General features: G+C 55.1%; 15 protein-coding genes and 1 tRNA gene. 9 read left to right on the plus strand and 7 right to left on the minus strand.

Annotated elements, in window-relative coordinates; translation table 11 throughout:
- Positions 1-140 precede the first annotated feature (140 nt).
- The 4 genes from glyQ to ABYA77_RS05625 all read left to right on the plus strand — a co-directional run bounded on the left by glyQ (position 141) and on the right by ABYA77_RS05625 (position 4,235).
- The gene (gene glyQ / locus ABYA77_RS05610; protein ID WP_372965027.1) at positions 141-1,130 is read left to right on the plus strand and encodes a glycine--tRNA ligase subunit alpha; all 990 of its coding nucleotides are present in this window, start codon (positions 141-143) and stop codon (positions 1,128-1,130) included.
- Positions 1,130-3,211 carry a glycine--tRNA ligase subunit beta gene (gene glyS, locus ABYA77_RS05615; RefSeq protein ID WP_372964972.1) on the plus strand — a complete coding sequence of 694 codons (2,082 nt, stop codon included), beginning with the start codon at positions 1,130-1,132 and terminating at the stop codon, positions 3,209-3,211. The genes glyQ and glyS overlap by 1 nt, the downstream gene beginning before the upstream one ends.
- Positions 3,212-3,297: 86 nt before the next feature.
- A tRNA-Pro gene (locus ABYA77_RS05620) sits at positions 3,298-3,374 on the plus strand.
- Between the two features lie 447 nt (positions 3,375-3,821).
- Entirely contained in the window at positions 3,822-4,235 is a 414-nt protein-coding gene (locus ABYA77_RS05625; RefSeq protein ID WP_372964973.1) for a hypothetical protein, read from the plus strand.
- 39 nt (positions 4,236-4,274) lie between these two features.
- On the opposite strand, the gene ABYA77_RS05630 is transcribed toward ABYA77_RS05625, so the two are convergent.
- The 6 genes from ABYA77_RS05630 to ABYA77_RS05655 all read right to left on the minus strand — a co-directional run bounded on the left by ABYA77_RS05630 (position 4,275) and on the right by ABYA77_RS05655 (position 13,725).
- A complete protein-coding gene (locus ABYA77_RS05630; protein WP_372964974.1) occupies positions 4,275-5,393 on the minus strand; it encodes an ABC transporter permease in 1,119 nt (372 codons plus the stop codon).
- A gap of 2 nt (positions 5,394-5,395) precedes the next feature.
- On the minus strand, positions 5,396-8,128 hold the full coding sequence (gene rbbA, locus ABYA77_RS05635; protein ID WP_372964975.1) for a ribosome-associated ATPase/putative transporter RbbA: 2,733 nt from the start codon (positions 8,126-8,128) through the stop codon (positions 5,396-5,398).
- Entirely contained in the window at positions 8,121-9,119 is a 999-nt protein-coding gene (locus ABYA77_RS05640) for an HlyD family secretion protein (protein ID WP_372964976.1), read from the minus strand. Before ABYA77_RS05640 ends, rbbA begins: the two co-directional genes overlap by 8 nt.
- A gap of 121 nt (positions 9,120-9,240) precedes the next feature.
- Positions 9,241-9,633, minus strand: a complete 393-nt coding sequence (locus ABYA77_RS05645) for a globin domain-containing protein (protein WP_372964977.1) — start codon at positions 9,631-9,633, stop codon at positions 9,241-9,243.
- A gap of 133 nt (positions 9,634-9,766) precedes the next feature.
- Positions 9,767-12,022: a helicase C-terminal domain-containing protein gene (locus ABYA77_RS05650; protein ID WP_372964978.1), complete on the minus strand. Its 2,256-nt coding sequence runs from the start codon at positions 12,020-12,022 to the stop codon at positions 9,767-9,769.
- On the minus strand, positions 12,019-13,725 hold the full coding sequence (locus ABYA77_RS05655; protein WP_372964979.1) for a VRR-NUC domain-containing protein: 1,707 nt from the start codon (positions 13,723-13,725) through the stop codon (positions 12,019-12,021). The genes ABYA77_RS05650 and ABYA77_RS05655 overlap by 4 nt, the downstream gene beginning before the upstream one ends.
- Positions 13,726-13,883: 158 nt before the next feature.
- Between ABYA77_RS05655 and ABYA77_RS05660 the strand changes: the two genes are divergently transcribed.
- The 5 genes from ABYA77_RS05660 to recD all read left to right on the plus strand — a co-directional run bounded on the left by ABYA77_RS05660 (position 13,884) and on the right by recD (position 24,338).
- Positions 13,884-14,354 carry a hypothetical protein gene (locus tag ABYA77_RS05660; protein WP_372964980.1) on the plus strand — a complete coding sequence of 157 codons (471 nt, stop codon included), beginning with the start codon at positions 13,884-13,886 and terminating at the stop codon, positions 14,352-14,354.
- A 14-nt stretch (positions 14,355-14,368) separates the two neighbouring features.
- Positions 14,369-14,590, plus strand: a complete 222-nt coding sequence (locus ABYA77_RS05665; RefSeq protein WP_372964981.1) for a hypothetical protein — start codon at positions 14,369-14,371, stop codon at positions 14,588-14,590.
- A gap of 141 nt (positions 14,591-14,731) precedes the next feature.
- Positions 14,732-18,340 (plus strand): exodeoxyribonuclease V subunit gamma, encoded by a 3,609-nt coding sequence (gene recC, locus ABYA77_RS05670; RefSeq protein ID WP_372964982.1) that lies wholly within the window; start codon positions 14,732-14,734, stop codon positions 18,338-18,340.
- The gene (recB, locus tag ABYA77_RS05675; protein WP_372964983.1) at positions 18,337-22,062 is read left to right on the plus strand and encodes an exodeoxyribonuclease V subunit beta; all 3,726 of its coding nucleotides are present in this window, start codon (positions 18,337-18,339) and stop codon (positions 22,060-22,062) included. The genes recC and recB overlap by 4 nt, the downstream gene beginning before the upstream one ends.
- Positions 22,059-24,338 carry an exodeoxyribonuclease V subunit alpha gene (recD, locus tag ABYA77_RS05680; protein ID WP_372964984.1) on the plus strand — a complete coding sequence of 760 codons (2,280 nt, stop codon included), beginning with the start codon at positions 22,059-22,061 and terminating at the stop codon, positions 24,336-24,338. Before recB ends, recD begins: the two co-directional genes overlap by 4 nt.
- Here the strand turns inward: recD and ABYA77_RS05685 are convergent.
- Complete coding sequence (locus ABYA77_RS05685; protein WP_372964985.1) at positions 24,292-25,449, minus strand: phage tail sheath family protein; 1,158 nt, start codon at positions 25,447-25,449, stop codon at positions 24,292-24,294. The genes recD and ABYA77_RS05685 overlap by 47 nt on opposite strands.
- Positions 25,450-25,463: the final 14 nt, after the last annotated feature.

Genomic DNA, 25,463 nt, shown 5'->3' on the forward strand with positions numbered 1-25,463 from the left:
ACTTAGAAAAGCAGCGCCAGCCAGCGTATAATGCGCGTTTTCAAATTTCAGAGTGCTCCAGAAAACCGGAGCGCCACACACAGACTGACCAGCAGGCAAACGTCGTGACAGACAAGGCAACCAATAACTCCGCGCCAGACATCAAGACCTTCCAGGGTCTGATTCTGGCATTGCAGAATTTCTGGGCGCAGCACGGCTGCGTGGTTCTCCAGCCTCTCGATATGGAAGTCGGCGCAGGCACTTTCCACCCCGCCACCTTTCTGCGCTCCATCGGGCCTGAGACCTGGAACTCCGCCTACGTACAACCTAGCCGTCGCCCAACAGACGGCCGCTATGGCGAAAACCCCAACCGCTTACAGCATTACTACCAGTTTCAGGTAGTGCTCAAGCCCTCTCCAGATAACATCCAGGAACTGTACCTGGATTCTCTGCGGGCTCTGGGGCTGGACCCACTGGTTCACGACATCCGCTTTGTGGAAGACAACTGGGAATCCCCGACACTGGGTGCCTGGGGTCTTGGCTGGGAAATCTGGCTGAACGGAATGGAAGTCACCCAGTTCACCTACTTCCAACAAGTTGGCGGTCTGGAATGCTACCCGGTCACCGGCGAACTGACCTACGGGCTTGAGCGTATCGCCATGTACCTGCAAGGTGTAGACAGCGTGTACGACCTGGTCTGGACCAACGGTCCGGATGGCGTTGTCACCTACGGCGACGTGTTCCATCAACAAGAAGTTGAAATGTCCACCTACAACTTCGAACAGGCCGATACCGAATTCCTGTTCCATAGCTTCGACGTTTACGAGCGGGAAAGCGCCCGCCTGATCGAAGCAGGCCTGCCGCTACCAGCCTACGAGCAAGTGCTCAAGGCCTCCCACACCTTCAACCTGCTGGATGCCCGCCACGCTATCTCCGTGACCGAGCGCCAGCGTTTCATCCTGCGTGTACGCACCCTGGCTCGCTCCGTAGCTCAGGCCTACTTTGAAAGCCGCCGCAAACTGGGTTTCCCGCTGGCGCCTGAAAACCTCCGCAAAGAGGTATTGGCGGCAGCTGATGCGGCTAGCGCAAAAGCCAATGGCAAGAAGTCCGGAAAAGCGAAAAAGGCACCGCAGGAACAGGGGAAAGCATAATGGCAACACAGGATTTTCTGGTTGAACTTGGTACCGAGGAACTACCTCCAAAAGCCCTGAAGGGCCTGTCTGACGCCTTCACCCAAGGCATCACCAAAGGTTTGGAAGAAGCTGGAGTAGCTTTCGGCAAAGTAGAAGCTTTCGCTGCACCGCGCCGCCTGGCCGTACGGATCCGCGATCTGGCTGACGCACAGCCAGACAAGTCTGTTGAAAAACGCGGGCCTGCTGTCAAAGCCGCCTTTGACGATGCCGGCAATCCGACCCGTGCGCTGACAGGCTTTGCCACCTCATTGGGTATTACCCCTGACCAACTCGATACTCTGGAAACCGATAAAGGCGCCTGGCTGGTTTTCCGTACCGTTGAACAGGGCAAACCCACCGTTGAACTATTGCCAGAACTGGTAGACCAGTCACTCGCAGATTTGCCGATCCCCAAGCGCATGCGCTGGGGTGCCCACCGCACGGAATTTGTGCGTCCGGTGCACTGGCTGATCATGCTCTATGGCAACAACGTGATTGAAACCCCGATCATGAATCTGAAGCCCGGCAACAAAACCCGCGGCCACCGGTTCCACTGCCCGAAAGAGCTGATCATCCCAACCCCGGCAGACTACGAAACCGTGCTCAAGCAAGAAGGCTACGTACTGGCTGACTTTGCCGAACGTCGTGAGCGGATCCGGGCAGGTGTAAGCGCCCTGGCTGAAAAAGAAGCCGGGGGTATCGCCGTGATCGATGAAGACCTGCTGGACGAAGTTACTGCCCTGAACGAATGGCCAGTCCCCCTTATGGGCCGCTTTGAAGAGCGCTTCCTGAAAGTCCCTTCCGAAGCTCTGATCTCCTCCATGAAGGAGCACCAAAAGTACTTCCACGTGGTCGACAGCAACGACCGAATGTTGCCGCTGTTCATCACCGTAGCCAACCTGGAAAGTAAAGATCCGGCTCAGGTTATATCCGGTAACGAGAAGGTTATCCGGCCACGTTTATCAGACGCAGCCTTCTTCTTCGAAACCGACTGCAAAACCAGGCTCGAAGACCGGATCGATGCGCTCAAACCCATCGTGTTCCAGGAAAAACTGGGCAGTATCTACGACAAATCTGTCCGCGTAGCCGCGCTTGCCAGGAAAATAGCAGAAGCCATTGGCAGTGACCCAGCCCTGGCTGAGCGCGCCGCCATGCTGGCCAAAACCGACCTGGTCACCGAAATGGTACTGGAGTTCACCGACCTTCAGGGCATCATGGGAAGCTACTACGCCGCTGATGACGGGGAACACGCAGATGTCGCCAAAGCCCTGAACGAACAGTATATGCCTCGCTTTGCCGGTGACGACCTGCCCACAACTCTGACCGGTTGTGCCGTCGCTATCGCCGACCGTATCGACTCACTGGTTGGCTTGTTTGGTATCAGGCAACCACCATCCGGTACCCGTGACCCCTTCGCTCTGCGCCGTGCCTCTCTCGGCGTACTACGCATCATCATTGAGCGGGAACTGCCGCTGGATTTACAGAGCCTGTGCGAATGGGCTGAGCAAAACTTCACCGTACTGACCGAGCAGAACACCGCCAGTACCGTCGTGAACTACATGCTTGAACGCTTCCGTGCCTTCTACGATGAGCAGGGTATTGGTGCAGAAGTCTACCTGGCCGTACATGCACGTCGCCCGACCTGCCCGCTGGACTTCAACCGCCGCGTAAAAGCTGTAGAAGCCTTCCGCCAGCTGCCTGAAGCTCTGGCCCTGGCCGGTGCCAACAAGCGGGTATCCAACATCCTGACCAAGCAGGGTGGCGACAGCATCGGTGAGACGGTTGATAGCACACTGCTTCAAGATGCTGCCGAGAAGGCCCTGGCTCAGAAGGTCGAAGAGCAGGCTCAGAAAGTTCTGCCGTTGTTTGAGCAGGGTGATTACGCCACGGCTCTGACCTCACTGGCCAGCCTGCGCGAGCCGGTGGATAACTTCTTCGACGAAGTCATGGTTATGGCAGACGACGAAGCCGTGCGTAACAACCGTTTAGCACTGCTCAATCGCCTGCGTAACCTGTTCCTGCGCGTAGCGGATATATCCTTGTTACCCACCGCAGGGTAACAAGGCTCCTCTGCGGTTTTATTGAGGTATTTCCCCAGGGAAGGGTAGAAAAACGGCCGGTAATCCGTATAATACCGGCCGTTGATCGGCGTGTAGCGCAGCTTGGTAGCGCACTTCGTTCGGGACGAAGGGGTCGGAGGTTCGAATCCTCTCACGCCGACCATTTTTCTGCTTTACTCTTTATCGCTTCCCCTCACTCTGCGACAAACTTTCATCGACTCTTAAAACAAAAATCCTGAGCACAGGCTCAACTGTCCTTCCGTTCAGAAAAAGTCGCTAGTGGCGAAGCATCGATAGACCTAATCAACAAACATCTCGGACCCGATGTTATAAACCCGGCAATCTTTGACATCCGTCAAAGCGCAGGCAACTGCCCCCATCTTTCTCTGTTCGTTTGCCAAAAATGAACTACGCTTAGCCTGATTATGATTGCCCGGCAAACTGAACGCGTCGTTCATAGGCAATCACTGGAGGGGGGGAAGCTGTAACCCTTACCGCAAACCATCACCCTCTCAGCGTAGATACCAATATGCCGGCTTCTGGAGTCGCGTTATATAACTAAATAACTCATCTATACTTCTGTCTGTACATCCATGAACGAGGAATAAAAATGAAAAAACTGCTTACCCTCAGTCTGATGGCTGCTCTGTTCTCATCCTCTGGTGCCGTTATGGCTCAGGAAATTCTTGAAGGGGAACAGATTCGCGATGTTTTGGTTGGCAATACTCTCCAGGCCGATTATCAGGAGGCAGGTGAGTGTCGGCATACCTTCTACGAATACTTTTCAGAAGACGGGAAAATCTTTGGTCAGGACAAACGTGCAGAACATGCCTCCGGCTATACCCGCTATCTCGGCAAGTGGGAGGTAAAAGACGGGGAGTTCTGTACCAATGTTGGCTATGGCCACCGGGGAGGTTGCAGCGTATTCGAGCGTGTCGATGAGAATACTTTCGTAAGAAAGTTCGATGGCTTTGAAATCGATCGCGTCAAGGTTCACGAAGGCCGCTACCGCCCCTGTATGTAATACAAAGGCACTGGGCGGCTTGGTAAACACACGTTCCGGTTACACAGACATGTGTCGCCGGAATAGCACCAGAGCCGCCCCGAAAAACACCGCCCCGATGGACATCAGGGCCAGAAACTGGGGCCACACCACATCAATTCCGGCACCTCGGTACAAAATACCCTGCGCCAGACTGACAAAGTGTGTTGTCGGTGCCAACAGCATGATGTTCTGAACTATTTCCGGCATGCTCTCCCGGGGCGTAATGCCCCCCGAAAGAAGCTGTAACGGCAGAATGATCAATATCAGCAACAAACCAAACTGGGGCATTGTCCGGGCAACGGTGCCAATCAGAATGCCAATGGCGGTCGTAGAAAACAGGTGAAGCAAAGCACCAGCCAGAAACAGCAAAACCGACCCGGCAACAGGTACCTGTAACCAGCCCTGAATAACGAGTGTCACCGACAACGTGGCCGCGATCATCACCACCAGAGCATTCGCCCAAGCCTTAGCCGCCATGATTTCGTATGAACGCAGCGGCATGACCATCAGATGTTCAATGGTGCCATGTTCCCGTTCACGGATCAGGGCAGCGCCGGTCAGAATGATGCTGATCAGAGTCACCTCGGTAATCAGCTCCATCACGCCACCAAACCAGGAGCCTTCCAGGTTGGGATTAAAGCTGACCCGGTTCACCAGGTTAACCTGTAGTTCCGTTGAGCCACTGCCGGGCTCAATAAATTCTGCAACCTCGGTCGTAATAAATGATTCAATGTAATTAGCCCCGATAAAGGCCTGAGTCATTCGGGTTGCGTCAATATTCAACTGCACACTGACTTCATTCCCCTGGCGCACATCCCGTTCGAACCCTTCGGGTATTTCCAGAACAAAGGTATGAGTACCACGGTCTAACATGGCATCAATCTGGTCATACCGGATCAATTCCGGTTCAAGGAACCAGGGCTGCTGGAACGACTGGATGATTCGCCCCGAAAGAATCGTCTGATCCTCATCAACCACCGCCACCGGGGCGTTGTTCAGCTCCATGGAACCAGCCGAGCCAGCCGTATAGATAATCAGGGTAAACGCCAGCAACACAAACACCAACAATACCTTGTCACCCCAAAGGCTGCGCAGTTCCTTGAGTCCCAGATTCCAGATATTAGCCAGTGATTTCACGTCTAGCGCCCCTGTTTCTTGAGCAGAAAAACCGACATCAGGGTCAGCACCGGAATGAAGGCTGCCAGGTTAAGTAACGTCTGTTGGAGGTCAGTGAAGGAAAGCCCCTTGGTAAAAACCCCCCGGCTGACCTGAAGGAACCAGGTTGCAGGCCAGAATTCGCCAATGAGCGCACCCACCCCCACCTGGGAAGAAACAGGCTCCGTCAGTCCCGAAAACTGGACGGTGGGCAAAAGAGTAATGATCGCTGTTGCTGCCAATGCGGCAATCTGGGTAGATGCGAATGCCGAAATAACCTGACCCAGGCCTGTGGTCACAATCACGTACAACAGGGCCCCGAGCGATAGTGTCCACAATCCGCCTTTGAGCGGTACCTTGAACACCCAAACCGCCAGCATGACCAGACTGACATAGCTGATCATACTGAATGCAATGTAGGGGAGCTGCTTGCCCAACAGGAATTCCAGGCGCGTTACCGGAGTAACATACAGGTTTGTGATTGAGCCGAGTTCCTTTTCACGAACAATCCCCAAAGCCATCAGGATGGAAGGAATAAAAATAAGCAGGATAGGGATGACCGCTGGCACCATCGCGTCCAGACTCCGGAAATCCTGATTGTAGCGGTAACGATCTTCAATTGAGACCAGGCTTAACGTTGGTACTATTCCGTAGGTGCGTTGTACCAGGTCCGACAGGTAACTGTAATGGATTCCCTGAACGTAACCGGCAATGGTCTCTCCCCGGAATGGCATGGCACCATCCACCCATACACCAATTTCGGTGTCCCGCCCCCGCTTCAGATCTTTGCCATATCCTGGTGGTATGACCAGCGCCACGCTCAACTCACCGGACTGCATCCGTTGTTCCAGTGCCGACATATCCGTGATGGGAGGCCGTTCAATAAAATAGCGTGATCCGGAAAAGGCCGTAATGTAATCCCGGCTCTGGGGAGTCTGGTCCTGATCCAGTACCGCAAAGGACAAATCCTCAACATCCAGGGTAATGCCATAACCCAGGATCAGCATCAGCAGGGCAGACCCAACGAAAGCAAAGGCCATGCGAATAGGATCCCTGAGGAGCTCCCGGGCCTCTCGGTGACCATAGGCCCACAGACGCCGCGCACTGAACCATTGGAACCTGGTCTCGCTCTCCTGATCGTCGGCCAGCACCGCGGCAGCACCAATATTTTCGGTACCCGTCGCCGCTTCAAGGGTGCGCATAAATGCCCCCTCCAGATTCTTTTCACCAGCCTGCGCCACCAACACTTCCGGTTTGTCTGAGGCAAGCACCTCACCGGCATGCATCAGGGAAATCCGGTCACACCGTTCCCCTTCATTCATGAAATGGGTGGAAATAAAGATAGTAACGCCGTCATTCCGTGACAGACGGAACAACAAAGACCAGAACTGGTTCCGGGCGCCGGGATCAACACCCGAGGTGGGCTCATCAAGGATCAGTAGCTCTGGCCTGTGTACCACGGCCACCGCCAGCGAAAGCCGCTGGCGCACACCCAGGGGCAAATGACTGGCAAGCTGATCCATGACCTCCGAGAGGCCGAACTCGGTTGCCAGTTCATCCACCCGGGTATGGACCTGGTCTTTCGGAAGGTGGAACAATCGGGCGTGCAACTCCAGATTCTGCCTCACCGTCAGCTCGCCATACAGGGAAAACCCCTGCGACATGTAGCCCACCCTCTGACGGGTATTCAGGTCCCTTGCGTCTAACGGTTTGCCAAACAGCGAGACATCACCTTCTGTTGGCGACAACAATCCGGTCAGCATTTTCATGGTTGTCGTCTTGCCACAACCATTTGAACCGAGAAAGCCGAAGATTTCTCCGCGCCGAATCGAGAAGCTGACATCTTTTACTGCGGTGAAATCACCAAACCGAAGGGTCAAATGTTTTGCTTCAATGGCGGGCCTGTTATCGGTGCCGTCAACATCCGGTAAAGACAATGCCGCCTTTTGCTCTGAGGATGTCACCGCCGGGCTTTCTCCGGAAGAGAGCGCGATAAAGGCGTCATCGAGCGAGGAAGTGTTGGTGCGTTCATGCAGAGCGTTAGGGGTGTCGGTGGCCAGAATGCGACCCTCATCCATCACCGCCAGCCAGTCAAACCTTTCTGCCTCTTCCATATAGGCCGTGGCAACCAGCACGCTCATCCCCGACCGTTGCTTGCGGATAACGTCAATCAGATCCCAGAAACGGGCGCGGGAAAGCGGATCAACACCGGTGGTCGGCTCATCAAGGATCAGCAGGTCCGGGTGGTGAATCAAGGCGCAGCATAGGCCCAGCTTCTGCTTCATTCCACCAGACAATTTCCCGGCAGGACGATCCCGGAATGGCAATAGCCCGGTAGCCTCCAGCAACCGGTGAATCTGTTGCTCACGTTTCTTGCCCGACAGGCCAAACAGGTCGGCAAAGAAGCCCAGGTTTTCGTCAACGGTCAGGGTATGGTAAAGATTTCCGCCCAGTCCCTGAGGCATATAGGCAATGCGCGGGGCCAGCCGGCTGCGGGAGCGCTGGCTGCTCATATCGGAGCCAAGAACGGTCAGCTTGCCCTGCTGCAGTCGGCGTGCGCCAGCGATCAACCCGAGTAAGGAGGACTTGCCGGCACCGTCCGGGCCGATCAAACCCACCATGCAGCCTACGGGAAAATCCAGAGTTATGTCAGACAGCGCAATGGTTTCCCCGTAGGTGTGGCTGATTCCTTCCAGCCGGGCCACGGTGTTAGTCATTTGGCAGGCTCACATCCAGGTTTTCCGGCCATGCCTGGCTTTCATCCAAACGAACATAGGCTTCACCGGGTACTCCGGTTTTCACCCGATCACGGTAGGCTTTAAGCAGCTCCGGATTAATGCGAATACGAACCCGGAACATCAGCTTCTCCCGCTCACTGCGGGTTTCCACGGATTTGGGGGTGAACTGTGCTTCTGCTGCAACAAAGCTGACGTCCGCCGGGACTACATAATCGGGCAGGGCATCCAGAATAATCCGGGCTTCAGAACCGACCCGAACCCGGCCAGCCTGGGAGGTGGGCAGGAAAATGGTCATATACACATCGGTGACATCCAGCACGGTCGCAACCTTGCCGCCGGCAGCCAGTACTTCGCCGGGTTCAGCCAAGCGATAGAGCACGCGACCACCCACTGGCGTGGTGAGTTCGCTGTCATCAATATTCGTCTGAATTTGCCGGATAGCGGCTTTAGCGGCTTCAATACCGGCTAGTGCAGAAGCGACCTGGACCTTGGCTGCCTGCAGCGCTGCATCCGCTGTTTCTGCTGCGGTACGGGCACGGTCTTGCTGCTCACGAGAGGCATGCCCCCGGTCGACCAGCGTATTGATGCGAGCCAATTCAGCGAGGGCATAGCGCTGTTCGCTCTCACGCTGAGCCACTAGGGCTTCTGCCAGATACTGTGACTGTTCCGCCTGATGCAGATTTGCTTCTGCCGCCGCAAGCTGAGCTCTCAGCTCGTCGGTATCCATAACCGCCAGCTGCTGACCCGCTTCCACCATATCGCCTTCACGCACGGCAAAAGATTCCAGGCGCCCGGGGATACGGGTGGCAATATCCACTTCGGTAGCTTCGATTCGACCATTGCCAGAGGCAATATACTCTGGCAATTCATCACCGTTGGGGATCAGGTAATAAGCAGCGACAGCAACAGCCGCTACGACAACCAGAACAATAAAGAGTTTTGAGGAGGTTTTTACACCTTTGCCGGCCATAACTCATCCTTGAAAAAGGGAATTTCAAACGTAAGAGTCAGTATAGGAGAAAAGTAACACAACCGGGCTGACAGCAATCAAGTTAGCTTTTAATCTTTTTTAACCGCCAGCCCCGCAGAAATCAGTATGCGTCGCGAATCAGGTCAATACCCGGTTTCAATACTTCCTTCCAGGCTTGACGCAGCTGTGGTGTGTACTCGGGATCATGAACTCTGACTGTTTTTAACAGCGCTTCTTCCCACAAACCATACCATTCTGGCTGAATGTCGTATTTATGGCGGCTATGGCTTTCTCCCAAATCCCTGAGTTTGCGGTCAGACATACCTCGGGCCACCAGGATGATCTGCATGACACCATGGCGCAGAAGGTGGCGTTGGGCTTCCATATCGGTTTGAGCAAAGCGGTTACGAATGGCGTCAGAGCTGGACATGAAGAATTCGTAAAAATCGACAAAAAAGTCATCCTTCCGACAACAACGTCCATAGCTTTGGAATACAAGATCCGTGTTATTCATCTGCAATATTTGTCCTAGGAAACAGGTAAGAAAAGGTGATATTAGGACAGATTATAAGCTTGCAATCTATACGCAATATAGCGATATGTCGTAAGCTTCAGAATATTATCTTATATTTCAATGAGATATTATTTTAATGGTCGTCAGAAAACCACCAGCGCGGAAGTAGCCGGTTCACTGATGGCTGTAAAAACCGGTCATCGATCAGCCAGATCACCCCTTGGTCTTCCGGTGTGCGAATAACCCGGCCAGCTGCCTGCGCCACCTTCTGTAGCCCGGGGATCAGGTAAGTGTAGTCGTAGCCTTTACCAAAACGCTGCTGCAGGCGGGCTTTGAGGATGTCATGCCAGGCATCGAAAGGCGGTAAGCCTAATGTAGCCACAAACGCACCGATGAGCTGATCCCCCGGTAAGTCAATCCCTTCGCTAAATACCCCGCCCAATACGGCAAAGGCAACGCAGCCCTCTGGTTTCTGAAAACCCGCCAGGAATACCCGGCGCTGCTCCGGGCTCATCCCCGGTTGCTGGCGCCGCTGGGGGATATCCGGCGCGTGCTGAGCCAAAGCATCACTGGCTTGAGCTGCGTATTTAAAGCTGCTGAAGAATGCCAGATAGTGGCCCGGGCGTTGCCGGTACTGGCAGGCAATCACTTCGGCAATCGGGAGTAGTGAAGCATCCCGGTCCAACTGGCGAGTGCTGATTCCCGGGGTAAACTGCACCTGTAGTTGTTCAGGGCTGAACGGGCTGGGCAAGGAGGTAAAACGAGCGCCTTCCGGCAAGCCCAGCAGATCCCGGTAATAAATGCCGGGGCTCAGGGTAGCGGAGAACAGCAGTAACGAATTGGCAGCGGTAAAACGGTCTCTCAGAAAGTCTGCCGGAATCAGGTTCTGCAGGGCCAAACTGGCCCGACCTCGGCCGCTGCGCTGAAACTCACACAAGGAATGTTCGCCGAAACTGTCCGACAGTCTCATAAAAGCCACAGCTTCAAACATGACTTCTTGCAGCCCGAGATCCGGCGGGTTGTCCGCCAGATAGTCAGTAATATCAGAAACCATTGCCTGCAGTGCCCCAATCATCTGGGTTGGCAACGTTGCCCGGAACACCGGTTGCGTTTGCTCCCCATAGTCACGTATCAGGCTCTGCCAGGCCCGGGCCGTTCGATCCAGTGCCGGCTTCAGTGATTCAGGTGCAGTTTTCTTTACCTTCAGTAAGCGCTGCTGATCCAAACGCACCGAGTACATTCCCCGGCCCCGGTCTACCAGATTGTGGGCTTCATCCACCAGCACACTGACGCTCCAGCTATTCTGCCGGGTCAGAGCGTGAAGCAGAGCAGACTGGTCGAACATTCTGTTCACATCTCCAATCACCAGATCACTCCAACGGGCCATTTCCTGAGCCAGGAAATATGGACAAATATCGTGACCTGCAGCAATCTTCGCTAAAATCTTCTGATTTAGTAGGCCTTTGGTTTGAACCGCTTCGGCTCGCGCATCCGGCAAGCGATCGAAAAAGCCCTGCGCCAATGGGCAGGAGTCACCGTGACAGGCTTTATCCGGGTATTCACAAGCATCGTCTTTAGACACCAGTTCCAACGTGCGCAGGGGCCAGGGCTGCAATTTATTCTGGGCGGAACTTAACTTGTCCACAGCATCCAATGCCAGCTGACGCGCGGTGTTGCGACACGTGAGGTAAAATAGGCGGTCCTGTTTGGCAGCCGGCATAGCCATCAGTGCCGGAAACAGTGTACCCAGTGTTTTCCCAAGCCCGGTCGGTGCTTCCAGCAGCAAGGTGCCGGCTTTCATGGAATTCTTGTAAACCGTTTCCGCAAGTTGCCGCTGGAGCGGGCGGAACTTCGGGAAAGGGAAGATCAGACCAGCCAGCAGGCTATCTCGCAGCTCCCGGTGGTGCTCTTCCTGCTCAGCCCAGGCTTTATAGCGGGTGCATAACTCTTCCAGTTCTTGCCAGAGCTCTTCGGCACTGGCCATTTCTACTACCGTGCTTTCTTTGTTCTTTCCGGTATCAAAATATATCAGCGCCAGCTCCAGTTTTTTTCGCTTTTCCTGTCGGCATAACAGGGCACCATAGGCCCGTAACTGAGCCCGATGCAACGCACGCTGGTGCTCTCGGATACGAGACACATCGCCCCGGTGTGTCTTTATTTCTTCCAACCGGCCTTTGTGGGGATTATAGCCATCAGCTCTGCCTGAAAGCTTTAGTCCCAAACACTCTCCAGTTAGTGAGTATTCGCTTTTATAGCCATAACCACGGCTATTCTGGAGCATCTGATGGCCAGCGATACCTTCCTGGGCACTCGGGGCCGGGGTATAGCGGAAATCCAGATCACCATGGCGGGCGGCGAATTCGCACAGGGTTCGGACAGCGACCTTCACGTTGCTTCCCCGGCCTGTTGCCAACGCACATAACAGACACTGGCGGGAATACCCTGCTGATCGAAATAGCTAAGCCAACGGCGCTGATGATCCTGCAACCGATCGCCGGGACCTTTTACTTCTATCATTTCGTAACGCTGCTCAGGGGAGGCCGCGTTGGGGATAAACCGGATTAAGTCCGGAAACCCACTGCGGTGTTCCTTGATGTTATTCAGCAAACGCCGGAACAGGGTGGATAGGTGGTGCGCCGGGATACAGTCAATTGCCAATTGCAGCAATTCCTCGGTGATCACCGGCCAGGCAATAAAGGGATTGGCAATGCCCTGTTTCGCGTGGAAGGTTTCCATGATTCGTTCGCGATAAACGTCACTCGTGAGCAAGGCAAAGCAGTGATCGAAATCTGCTTGCCGCCGGGTGACGAAATTTTCCTGGGTCAAATCCGCCGGGCCAGCATGAAAAGGGTGAAAAAAGGCGCCGGGGATGGGCTTAAAGATGACGGGCCAGCACAGCAGACCAAACAAGGCGTTGATCAGGGTGTTTTCCACATAAAAGACCGGGGCATCATCATTACTTAAATGGTTTAATGCCGCCATTTCCACCGTGCCAGTCTCCGGTTTGCGCAAGGTTACCGTGAACTCTCGTAAAACCGGAGCGGATAGCGTTTCCGGTTTTGGCACACCCACCTTGGGTGCCAGCCGTTTCAGGATCCTTACCAATCCCTGAGCTTCCGCATCGCTCAGCTTACAGGTTTGCCACTGACGGGCGATGGCCCAGGCCTCGTCAAAGCGTTTCATCCGTTCCAGCAGGCGCAACTGCTTAAGCCGGGCTTCCCGATGCTGGCTAGCCGCCCATGCCTGCAACGCCAGTGGCTGATTACCCTGCCGCTCGGCCTGACGACCCAACTCCAATAACAGGCGGTCACGGCGACTGGCTAACCAAGGATTATCCACAGGGTCTGGAATACGTGCCCATACCTCATTCGCGGCATATCCCTCATCTAGTTGTTCCCGGCACCGATGCATCTGCAGGTAACTGTCGACCTCAGCCCGGTGATGAAAGGCGCGGGACCCGGTAGAAAAAGGCACAGGTTCGAATCGCTGCACACCCAGTTCCACCAAGACAAAGTCGGTCCAACTCTGACGCAAGTTTCCGAAGAACATCAAACGGATGCGATCGAACAGGGACATATCCCGAAGCTCGACGACTTGGGAATACATCTCGATTCCAGAGAGGGAGAACCAGCCTTCCAGCGATTTAGTCACACGGAAATCTTCAATCAGCACCTCATGCATCCGAGCCTTGGAGAGGTTTTTGGGCTGGCCCTGCTGCTGCAACCAGAAACCAAACACAGAGCGCAATTCCCCCAGAGTGAACAGCCGGAACAGATCGTCCAGATTAAGCATCGGGCTTTCTTCCAGCCAGCCATCCCGCTGTAACAGATCTAAGGCTTCGGCTTCCGGTACGGGCAGTTCCGGGTAACGAAGCTTGTCCACCCGAAACAGCTCACCGCTACGCATCACCATGCGCGTCAGCAACGCCCGGGGACCGGTAGGCAAATTGGCAAAGGCCACCAAGCGACGCTGTTCGTCCACAGTCAGCAGATCACCGTGGTGGTCGGCTACCCAGGCAACCAGCATGTCCATGTTTTCAAGATAATAAAACGGGTTATCCACGCTGGCGGGCGCCGGTCTTCGGTTGATCATGGTGGTGCTGCAATCCGTTATCGAAAGGGCTACAGCACTTTACGACGGACTGCCAACAGGCTCAAACCGGAACTAATGCACAAATATTAAGCAAGGTTAATCTTGCCATCTCTCTTAATGATAACTATTATCATTTGCATTAAGAAAAGGAGCTTGATATGAAATTTCTCTGCCTGCGCCATCACCAGATGTTTGCCAAACTTTCGCTCAATGAACAGAATAATTTATGGATGCTCTGGATGGAAAACGCTGTCACCTTCTGTGAAAAAAATAATACCGAACAAATGCTTGCAGCCACAGGTAGCGCCTTTGACCTGGCTTGTCTGGCGCGAACAGAACATCCGGATTGCATGCAGGTAGAGCTCACTCTCTCCGCGATTCTGGTTTGCCGCACTCTCAGAGATCATGGTGATCATGCCGCTGCTGATTCAGTGTTGTTCGGCGCTATTGAGAGCCTTCAGTCTGCTGAACCTTGTTATGGCAGCCCCAGCGGGTGGTGTAGTACCGATGAATGTATTGAGGTGTTGCTGGACCCGTCCCGCCAACCAGAATTTGTGACCGAGTATCTGAACTGGCCCAGTTTTTCTTCCGCTTACTCTGTCAGCCAACCCCTTGCGGTGGCTCACTGAACTCAGGAGGCTTCATGGGAATGCCCTTACCAAACACCGATATGTTACAGCGCAGTCACTGCCATCAGGTGAACTGGCAAGGCCAGCCGGATTCCGGCCAGGTCTCCATCGCAGTTTCTGCGGACTGTTTATGCAGGTTACTGAAGCACCGGCAACTTCACGTTGAAGATCTCACCTGCCTGGACCCAGCCACCAAATCTAAAGTCAGGGAGATGCTGCTTTTCTTGCTTAGCTAGTCAGTTTATCTGCGCGACACTCTGTGTCGTGTCAGTCCGGTATCCTTTGCCGTGTTGCCTTGCCGCCCTATGCGAATTCAGGGGCGCTTAAGGTAAGCTGTTGCTCCAGGAACTCAGCTCACAACGCAGCAAAGGATACCCATGGCCGCTTTGTCCGCCCCCGAACACGCCAGCATTGAACCTGGTTTTCACGCCATCCACGCAAATCACCTGGAAGATCTGCGCCGGGTGGTCGTGTACATCTGTCGTCAGAACCCCATGCCTCCGCTGCAAAGTGAAACTTTTCTGGTGCAGAGTAACGGCATTGCCCAGTGGCTGAAGCTGGCACTGGCCGAAAAGGCCTCTGACGATGGCATGGAAGGCGGCCTGGGCATTGCGGCTGGCATGGATTTCCTGTTCCCGGCCCGGTTTATCTGGCAAGCCTACCGAGCCGTTCTCCCGGAAGGATCTGTGCCAGAACAGTCTCCGTTCGATAAACGCCGGCTGGTTTGGCGGTTATACCGGCTGCTGCCAGAGCTGGTCGGTCAGAATGAAGCCTTTACGCCACTGGCCCGGTTTCTGGACGGCACCGATACCGAGTTACGCAATTTCCAGCTGGCCGAAAAGGTAGCCGATCTGTTCGACCAGTATCAGGTATTTCGTGCGGACTGGCTGGCCGCCTGGGAGCAGGGTAAGGATGTCATTATCACCGCCCGTGACGAAGAAAAACCTCTGGCTCCAGAAACCCTTTGGCAACCCTTATTGTGGCGCATGCTGGTAAAAGACGTGGGCGAAGCCTCCCATACCAGCCGGTCACAGATCCATACCCGATTTATGGAGCAGGGTCAGCGTATCACCACGCCAGCCAACCCGGCCCAGTTACCCAAACGCATCGTGGTATTCGGGGTATCATCACTGCCACGACAAGCCCTGGAAGCACTCTATGTACTCAGCCGCTTCAGCCAGGTGGTGCTCTGTGTTCACAACCCCTGTCAGTTCTATTGGGCCGATATCATCAGTGATCGGGAGCTGCTGAAAGCCGAGCGTAAACGTGGCACAGCCCATCCCGTGTTGTCACAAATTGACAATGCGGATCAATTGCACCAACACGCCAACCCGTTGCTGGCAGCCTGGGGAAAGCAAGGCCGTGACTACATCCGCCTATTGGACGAATTCGACAACCCTGAGGAATACCGCCACAGCTTCAGGACACCAGGTCAAACGATCGATATTTTTTCTGAACACGGCGCCGGTGAGGCACCTTGCCTTCTGCACCAGCTGCAAAATGACATCCACAACCTCACCCCACTGCAGGAAATCCGTGCACAACAACGCCAGCTGGATCTGACCCATGATCATTCCATCGTGTTCCACGATGCCCATGGCCCCCAGCGGGAGGTGGAAATCCTGCACGATCAGCTGCTGGCGGCGTTCAATGCCAACCCCGGTCTACGGCCCCGGGATGTGATCGTTATGGTGCCGGATATTAACGTGTATGCGCCCCATATCCAGGCGGTGTTCGGCCGTTATCAGCCCGGCCGGAAACGTCACATTCCTTTTACTATTTCAGATCAGGGCCAGCGCCACCACGAACCCGTGCTGATTGCTCTGGAAACCCTGATGTCCTTACCTCGCAGCCGGTTTGGCGTAAGTGAAGTCATCAGCCTGCTGGAAGTGCCAGGCATCCGAGACCGCTTTGGTATCAGTGAAGATGACATTCCTCTGGCCAGACGCTGGGTGGAAGGAGCCAATATCCGCTGGGGCCTGCACAGCCAGCACCGGGAAAGCCTGGACCTTCCGGCAGAGCTGGATCGCAACACCTGGCAATCGGGCCTGAGATCCATGCTGCTGGGTTACGGCATGGGTGAAGATGAACCCTGGGCCGGCGTAGAGCCATACGGCGAAATTGGCGGCCTGCAGGCCGATCTTGCCGGCCGGCTCAGTGCTTTTGTGCATCAGCTGGAAACTCTGTGGCAGGCACTGCAAACACCTCGATCCCCCGGCGAATGGGAAATGTTGTTCTCCGACATGCTGGAACAATTTTTCCTCAAGGTGGAAGGCAGCGATCTGCTCTTGCTCAACCGCTTCCGGCGTCAACTGGAGCAATGGCTGGAAGATGCCATGGCTGCCGGGCTCGAAAACCAGTCGCTACCTCTGAACATTGTTAAAGATGTTCTACTGGCGGGCCTGGACGAAGGCGGCCTGAACCAGCGATTCCTGGCGGGTAAAGTCAATTTCGCCACATTGATGCCGATGCGAGCCATTCCTTTCCGCAAAGTGTGCTTGCTGGGTATGAATGATGGCGACTACCCCCGCTCCCGACCACCGGTGGATTTTGACCTGATGGCCCAGGATTACCGCCCGGGTGACCGTTCCCGTAGGGAAGACGATCGCTATCTGTTTCTGGAAGCCCTGCTTTCTGCCCGGGAGCAGCTTTATATCAGTTGGGTAGGGCGCAGTATCAAAGATGACTCAGAGCGCCCGCCGTCGGTACTTGTGGGGCAACTTCAGGATCATCTCGACAGCCTGTGGACAGTGGCCGGGCAACCGGACCAAAGCGTCACCAAAGCGTTGACCACCCAACACCCGCTGCAGCCTTTCAGTCGTGACTATTTCCCAAAGGCCAACGGTCAGGAAAACGCCACCAGCAGCTCTCCCAAACCACTGACAGACGTTCTTCAAAGCCGCAACCTGTTCACTTATGAACGGGAATGGCGCAGTGCACATGGCCTGGAAGCAGCCGAACAGACTCAACAGGCATTGCCTTACCTGGCACCGGAAGAGCCTATCAGCCTGAACGAACTGGCCAGCTTCCTGAAAAAGCCCATCGACACCTTCTATCAGCGCCGCCTGCAGGTGCATTTTGACGATGTGGAAGACGACGATACTGACAACGAAAACTTTGACCTGAACGGTCTCGAGCGCTGGCGCCTGGACAACGAATTAATTCACCAAAGCCTGCTCAAGTCCGGCTCTGAAGCCGAACTGTATGAACGCCTGGGAAACACGCTGGATCGTATGGCCCGGAGGGGTGACCTGGGCATGGGCGTGACAGAACATCGTCTACGTACCGAATTATCAGGACGCTTGCCAAACCTGTTCGAACGTTACCAAAGTGCGCTTACCGAATGGCCGGAAGTTGTCGCTGAACCCCGGGCCTTCAACTATCTCTTTGAAGATTCATCACACACCGTCGAAGTGGCCGATCTGATCGATGGACTGCGCCGTAACCCCAACGGCGACCTGTGCCGGCTGGTAATCGCCAATTCCGGGCTACTCTCCGGCACAGATTCCAATCGAAAAGTACGCTACGCCAACCTTCTGCGAGACTGGGTGATTCATCTTGCCGGACAGCTCAGCGGCCAACCCTTTGCAACCCTGATTCTGGGTAAGGAAGAAGGCCGAAAATTTACATTTTCCCCAATGACCCCCGAACTTGCCGGGAAACACTTTAACGCCGCCCTGAAACGCTGGATGGAAGCCACTACACGGGCGCTGCCTATTCACTGCGACACCGGTTTCGCCTGGATTACCAGTTTTTACGGCGGTAAGAAGCACGTAGGCAATCACGAGCGCGCCATCAATGAAGCCGAAAAAGCCTATAACACGGCTCTTTCCCGGGACATCGGCTATCTGCGTGGTGCTTACGAAACCCCGGAAGCACTCATGGACAGCGGAGAGTTTGAAGCATTATTGCACGACCTGTATGTACCCCTGTGGGAAGCGGAGCAGGGCAAATCAGCGGCCGGGCAAATTGAGGGCATGGAATGACCGACCATACAACCAACCGAAACCCCAGTCTGGACCCGCTGGCACTACCCCTGAATGGCAGTGCCCTGATTGAGGCCAGTGCCGGTACCGGCAAAACCTTCACCATTGCGATTTTGTATGTCCGTTTGGTGCTCGGCCACAGCCAGGCCGATGGCAGTCCGCTGCACAACCTTCTGCCGCCCAACCTGCTGGTTGTGACCTTCACCGAAGCAGCCACCAAAGAACTTCGAGACCGTATCCGGACCCGGCTGACGCAAGCCGCCGAGGTATTTTCAGAGTACGCAACCAGCCTTGAAGCTTCGGCGGAAACCGCACTTATCCACAAGCTGCGGGACGAATGCTATCCAGACCCGGCCACTTGGCCAGACTGTCGCAAGAAACTGCTGCTCGCCGCAGAATGGATGGATGAAGCTGCCGTATCAACCATCCATGGATTCTGCAATCGCATGCTGAGCGAGCATGCCTTCGACAGTGGCAGTCTGTTCAAATTGACCCTGGAAACCGACCAGAGTGAATTGCTGGATGAAGTCGCCCGGGATTACTGGCGTACCTTTGTGTATCCACTACCACCGACACTCATGGATGAAGCCCTGAGTCACTGGAAAACCCCAAGCGATCTACGTGCGGCGGTACGTAACCTGATCGGCGATCCCGAAAGTCTGGGTACGCCACCCCAAGATGTGCATAACGCCATCGAACAGGTGGTAACCGAAAGAGAGATGCGATCCAAAACACTGAAAAGCTACGAGTGGGCCAAGTGGCAAGGTGAAGTAGCCGATCTGCTGAACGAGCTTCACAAGAGCAAACGGCTAAACGGCAACAGCAAAAACGCCATGCTGAAAATCTGGAATTCCCTGGAGGCCTGGACGAGCTCCGATGAGTTGCTACCGGAAAAACTGAACTCCGCCGCAGGCTTCAAAAATCAGACACCCGAAGGCCTGTATAGCATCCTGAAAGGTGATGCCCCAGCTCCGCATCATCCGGCATTCCACGCCATAGAAGAACTGATGGCGTTCGGGCAGAATCAACCCAGCGCCAAATCCGACATCTTACGCCACGCCAGCTACTGGATGGCTGAACGCCTCGAAACCGAAAAGCAGAAACGTTCAGAGATGGGTTTTGATGATCTGCTCACCCGGCTGGACGACGCCCTTCATGGTCCTCGAGGCGATCAACTGGCGGCCACCATCCGTCGCCAGTTCCCGGTTGCGCTGATTGATGAATTCCAGGATACCGACCCGGTTCAATATCGTATCTTCGACCGCATCTACAACGTAGAAAGCAACAACCCCGACACCTGCCTGCTGATGATCGGTGATCCGAAACAGGCTATTTATGGCTTCCGGGGCGCGGATATCTACACGTATCTGCAGGCGCGCCAAGGCGTGAAAAAACGCACGTACACCCTTGGCAAAAACTTCCGTTCCGCCGAGTTGATGGTCAGCGCCGTTAACCGGGTGTTTGAATACAGCGACCAACACAGCCGTGATGGCGCCTTCCTGTTTGGCAAAGGCGATACCTCTCCACTGCCATTCCAGAGTGTTGCTGCCAACGGTACCAAACGCCAGTGGTCAGTGAACGGCGAACTGCAACCCAGCTTGATGTTCTGGACACACGAATCAGAAGACGAAAACAAAGACGGCAGCCGAAAAGCTCTGGCAAAAAACACTGCAACTGAAGATATTGCAGAAGCCTGCGCCAGCGAAATCACCCGTTTACTCTCACTGGGCCAGGCCGGGCAGGCCGGTTTCGCGTTACCGGATACCCCGGATGATCTTGAGCCTGTCACCCCGAAAGACATAGCCATTCTGGTTAATAATCGCGACGAAGCCCGTGCAGTCCGGGATGCGCTGGGGCGCCGACGTATCAAAAGCGTCTACCTGTCTGATCGGGGTTCCGTACTGACCTCGCAAGAAGCCAAAGAAGTGCTGTGCTGGCTAAGGGCTTTTGCTGAACCCCGACAACTGGCCTACATCCGGGCAGCTCTGGCTACACCCACACTGGGCCAGTCCTGGCAGGACATGAACCAGCTGCTCACTGATGAAATCGCACTGGAACGGGAAATCGATCGTTTTATCGGTTACCAGCAGCAATGGCAGAATCAGGGCGTTCTGCCCATGCTTCGCAGCTTTCTGATGGATTTCGAAGTCCCCGGCCGATTGCTGCAACGGCCCGACGGCGAGCGGCGGCTAACCGACATTCTTCACATCGCGGAGCTGCTCCAGCAGGATAGCCTGCAACTCGATGGTGAACATGCTCTGGTGCACCACTTCACTCAGATTCTCCGGGCAGCAGATGAAGAAGATGAACACAGAACCCTTCGTCTGGAAAGCGACGCAGCCTTGGTGAAGGTTATTACAGTGCATAAGTCCAAAGGCCTGGAATATCCACTGGTCTTTCTGCCATTTGGTACCGCCTACCGGGCCCAGAATGAAAAACAAGCCTTTGTCAGTTATCACGATGACGAGAACAAACTCATTACCGTGTTTGACCCGAGCGCGGATGATGTTGCCAATGCTGACAAAGAGCGCCTGGGCGAAGATATCCGCAAGATTTACGTCGCTCTGACCCGGGCACGGTTTGCCACTTGGGTAGGCGCTGCTGCGCTCGATAACTGGCACCAAAGTGGGCTGGGTTACCTGATTGCGGGTGATTCAGACAGCTCAATCACCCACTGCCTGAACCAACTGGGCGAAGGCAGACCGGAGATTGCAGTCACACCACTGCCTGATGCAGAAGAAACCCATTACACAGAGCCAGCGCCAGAAGCCCTCGGCCCGGCGCTGAACTCCACCCGCGAAGCCAAAGAAGACTGGTGGATTGCCAGTTATTCATCCATTGAATACACCGGCATAGCGGGCACAGGCATCACCTTTACCGGTGAAATAGAAGACGCCCAGACCCAGCACCTGCTGGAGGAAAGTGCCCAGAACACCGAAGATGAAACGCCAGCAATGCCGGATAAACGCAATCATCATCACTTCCCGAAAGGAGCAGGCCCCGGCACCTTTCTGCATGAGCTGCTGGAATGGTGCACCCACAACGGCTTTCAATGGGTTGTCGATAACCCTGATGTACTCAGGGATCAGCTGACCCGCCGTTGTAGCACCCGTGGCTGGAGCGAATGGGTAGAGCCACTGGAACACTGGCTGCTAGCGCTGATAACACGCCCCATACAATTGCAGAGAAACACCAGCGACTGCATCAGTCTGGCAGGCCTGTCCACCCTTCGCCCTGAGCTGGAATTCTGGTTTGAAAGCCGCAACGTTAATGTTCAGAAACTTGACCAGATGGTCAAAGCTCACACGCTCAATGGTTCTGACAGACCACAGGCCGAGGCAAAAACCTTCAACGGCATGCTCAAGGGCTTTATTGATCTGGTGTTTGAACACAACGGACAGTATTACGTGCTGGACTACAAATCTAATACCCTGGGCGAGGAAGACTCTGCCTACACCGATCAAGCCATGGGCCAGGCCATTCTGGATAAACGCTACGACCTGCAATACGTGCTTTATCTATTAGCCTTGCACCGTTTGCTGAAAGCCCGGTTACCAGATTATGACTACGACCAGCACATAGGGGGTGCCGTGTACCTGTTTCTGAGAGGCGTGAATTCCGCCTCCGGCGGCACGTTCAGCGACAAGCCACCGAAAGCCTTGATTCACCAACTGGACGCCTTGTTTGATGGCGACGCTGTATCAGGGGAGGTAGCGGTATGAGCCGTACCCGAAACACTGAATACCAGATGTCGATGGACTTAGGGGATAGCGAGCTGGCCCCGGAAATAAAAACCATGGCGATGGATAACACCCACTTGCTCACCAGCCTGGATAAAACCGATGCCTTACTGGAACAGTGGCAACACGCGGAATGGATTCGCCCACTAGACATCAGTTTTGCCCGGCTCATCCGGGATTTATCCGAAGAGCAAGGCGAACAACTACATCCATTAGTGTTACTCCTCGCCGCGCTAACCTCCCATCAGGTGGGACGTGGCCATGTCTGCATTGACTTAGCGAACCTGCTTGACGACGCAGACAACACTTTGTCGCTGCCGCCAGAAGAACCCAAACGGGAAACTCTCAGTCCGTCTGAAATCATGGAGCTGAACCAACTCAAACCGGCAGACCTGCTGGCCCGGATAACCCTGGCTGACTGCCAGTCAGCGCTGTCTGGGTCTCTGGCTGTCAGCGACGGTTCACGATTATCACCGCTGATTTTGGTGGAGCGACGACTTTATCTGCGCCGATTCTGGCGTTACGAACAGCGCATTGCTGAAGGCATTCTTCAGCGCCTGGCCTTACCCTCACCAGTGGCTGAACTGAATTCTTTGCCAGCACAAACACTGTCGCAGGCTCTGAATACCTTGTTCCAACCGGAAGAGGCCATCGACTACCAGAAGCTTGCCTGCGCCCTGGCAGCCCGAAGCCGTTTCGCGGTGATCACCGGAGGCCCCGGTACCGGTAAAACCACCACAGTGGTAAACCTGCTGGCAGCGCTGCAAGCCGTGGCTGGTGAATCACCCGAAAGAGAAGGGCGCAAATACCGCATTCGGTTGGCGGCACCCACCGGTAAAGCAGCCGCCCGCTTAAATGAATCGATTGGCGGCGCGGTAAGCCGCCTGCCGCTGACAAAGTTACCCGGCAAGGTAGCACTGGATGATATTCCTACCAAAGTCACCACCCTCCACCGACTGCTGGGTAGCCGGCCAGACTCCCGTAAATTCCGCCATAACCAGGACAACCCCTTAATGGTGGATATTCTGGTGATCGATGAAGCCTCCATGGTGGACGTGGATATGATGGCCTCAGTATTCGACGCCCTGCCTGCCAGCGCCCAACTCATACTGCTCGGAGATAAAGACCAGCTTGCCTCTGTCGATGCCGGTGCTGTGTTAGGAGAACTGTGCCAACGTGCAAGAGAAGGGCATTACACCCCGGAAACCGCAGCCTGGCTTGCCGATATCACCGGCACACAAGTACCAGGTAGCCTGATTGATGCCAATGGACAGGCGATGGACCAGGCCGTCGCCATGCTGCGCAAGAGTTACCGGTTTGCCGAAGGCAGCGGTATCCGCCAGCTTGCCGAGGCGGTCAACACCAATACCTTGAGCGCCAGCACTCTTGAACATGCCCGCAACGCAGGATTCGAAGATGTGGTGTGGCTCAATGGCCACACAAGAAAACCCTCACTGGAAACCACTCAGGCGCTGATATGTAGCCATGCAGTTACAGGCAGCCCGCAGGCCTTCCGCAACCATGGAGAAGGGCGTATAGACGGTAATGGCCAGCCACTACCGCCACCGGTAGGCTACCGCCATTATCTAACGCTGATGCAGAGTCACAACCTGAACAGCAAAAGCTCCACAGAACAATGGGACCAGCTGGCGAAAACGGTACTGCAGGCCTTCAGTGACTTTCAGATACTCTGCGCTCTGCGGCGGGGCCCCTGGGGCGTGGAAGGCCTGAATGAGCTGATTGCCCATCACTTGCTGGCACAACGGCTGATTCCGAGGACCGACGGCTGGTATGCCGGGCGCCCAGTGTTGATTACCGGCAACGATTACAACCTGGGGCTGATGAATGGTGATGTGGGCATTACTTTCAGCCTGCCCGTTCATGGAGACACACAGAACACCGACCAAAACCCACAGACAGTCTTGCGTGTAGCCTTTCCTGCCAGCGATGGCAGCGGAAGTATCCGCTGGATTTCTCCCAGCCGCCTGCAGCAACTGGAAACCGTATACGCCATGACGGTGCATAAGTCCCAGGGATCTGAATTCAATCACACCTGCCTGGTGCTGCCAGATCGCCTGAGCCCCGTTCTCTCACGGGAACTCGTCTATACCGGCATCACCCGCGCCAGGAACTGGTTCAGCCTGATAACCGGCGACACCCATGTATTCAGAGAAGGCGTCGGTCAGGCTGTCGTACGCGCTTCCGGTTTGGCTATGGTACTAGCGGGGAACCAGTGCTCTGCTGAACCTTCAGAATGACGAATTCTGCCGGGCGTACGGGTGCGAAACCCACAACCACACTGAGCCGACCCTGATTGATATCATTCTGTGTGGTGGTGCTGGCGTCGCAGCGCACAAAATAGGCATCAGACGCCTTGGCGCCCTGGAATGCCCCCTGCAGGTAAAGGTTGTGCATGAATGCATTGACGGCCAGTCTTACCTGCGCCCACAAACGATTGTTATTCTGCTCATACAGAGCGAATTCAAGCCCCAGGGAAAGACTTTTCTCTATGAAAAGTGCTGTGCGCCGGACGGTAATATACTTGTATTCGTACTCACCGGAATTATCAAAGCCAGCCATGGTGCGCGCGCCCCAAACCACCACACCGAAGGGAAATTGTCGCAGCGCGTTGACCCCTTGGGGGTTGGTCACATTATTTCCGGCATTCGACATCACATGTTCCAACCCAGTGATGCCCAGAATGGAGGCATCCCGACCCGCCGGCGCCTTCCAGACGCCGCGCTGGGTATCAGTGCGTGCAATAATGCCCGCAATGGTGCCGGCCGGGTCAACGGGCCAGGTCACCGACGCCACATGGATGCGTGGCCAGTAGATAGCCGCATGATCGATGAGAGATCCAACACGCAGCGCGGCTATTCCATCTGCAACATCACTCACCGCATTCCAATCAGCCCGAGGATCAACAATCAGGAAAGCCCGATGGCGCTGACAGAATACGCTGGCAGCCCCCCATATCCGTTGCCGTTGGTCATCCGTTTGCTCAACGCCACGGGGCAGAACAAGCACGTTGAAATGATCGACCTCAGAGGCAAGAGCCCGGAACAGGTTTTCGTAGTCACCCGGTTCCGGGTGACTACCGCCCTCACCAACGATACGCACGACAATCGCTTCAACACCACCATTGAGGAAAAACTGCTTTATCTGCAGCTCAAGTTCTCCGTAGGCAACATCGCTGCCGAAGATTTGTTCAAACTCAGAATGGCTGCGAATAGCGACAGGACGCCCCTCTTCGCCTTGCCGAGCCATACCGATAAAGAGCGCAATCGACGTTGGCACCCCGGTTATCGTTTGTACGCCAGAGGGGATTTCCTCAACGTAAACTCCCGGATGTCTCGGGCGTGGCGGCATAATTTCTCCCTGCA

The organism is Marinobacter sp. (assembly GCF_041595835.1).
Lineage (GTDB): Bacteria > Pseudomonadota > Gammaproteobacteria > Pseudomonadales > Oleiphilaceae > Marinobacter.

Excerpts from the sequence above, each read along its gene's own strand:
- glyS (WP_372964972.1), top strand. The coding sequence starts at position 1,130 with ATGGCAACACAGGATTTTCTGGTTGAACTTGGTACCGAGGAACTACCT.
- ABYA77_RS05625 (WP_372964973.1), top strand. The coding sequence starts at position 3,822 with ATGAAAAAACTGCTTACCCTCAGTCTGATGGCTGCTCTGTTCTCATCC.
- rbbA (WP_372964975.1), bottom strand. The coding sequence starts at position 8,128 with ATGACTAACACCGTGGCCCGGCTGGAAGGAATCAGCCACACCTACGGG.
- ABYA77_RS05640 (WP_372964976.1), bottom strand. The coding sequence starts at position 9,119 with ATGGCCGGCAAAGGTGTAAAAACCTCCTCAAAACTCTTTATTGTTCTG.
- ABYA77_RS05645 (WP_372964977.1), bottom strand. The coding sequence starts at position 9,633 with ATGAATAACACGGATCTTGTATTCCAAAGCTATGGACGTTGTTGTCGG.
- ABYA77_RS05655 (WP_372964979.1), bottom strand. The coding sequence starts at position 13,725 with ATGATCAACCGAAGACCGGCGCCCGCCAGCGTGGATAACCCGTTTTAT.
- ABYA77_RS05660 (WP_372964980.1), top strand. The coding sequence starts at position 13,884 with ATGAAATTTCTCTGCCTGCGCCATCACCAGATGTTTGCCAAACTTTCG.
- ABYA77_RS05665 (WP_372964981.1), top strand. The coding sequence starts at position 14,369 with ATGGGAATGCCCTTACCAAACACCGATATGTTACAGCGCAGTCACTGC.
- recC (WP_372964982.1), top strand. The coding sequence starts at position 14,732 with ATGGCCGCTTTGTCCGCCCCCGAACACGCCAGCATTGAACCTGGTTTT.
- recB (WP_372964983.1), top strand. The coding sequence starts at position 18,337 with ATGACCGACCATACAACCAACCGAAACCCCAGTCTGGACCCGCTGGCA.
- recD (WP_372964984.1), top strand. The coding sequence starts at position 22,059 with ATGAGCCGTACCCGAAACACTGAATACCAGATGTCGATGGACTTAGGG.
- ABYA77_RS05685 (WP_372964985.1), bottom strand. The coding sequence starts at position 25,449 with ATGCCGCCACGCCCGAGACATCCGGGAGTTTACGTTGAGGAAATCCCC.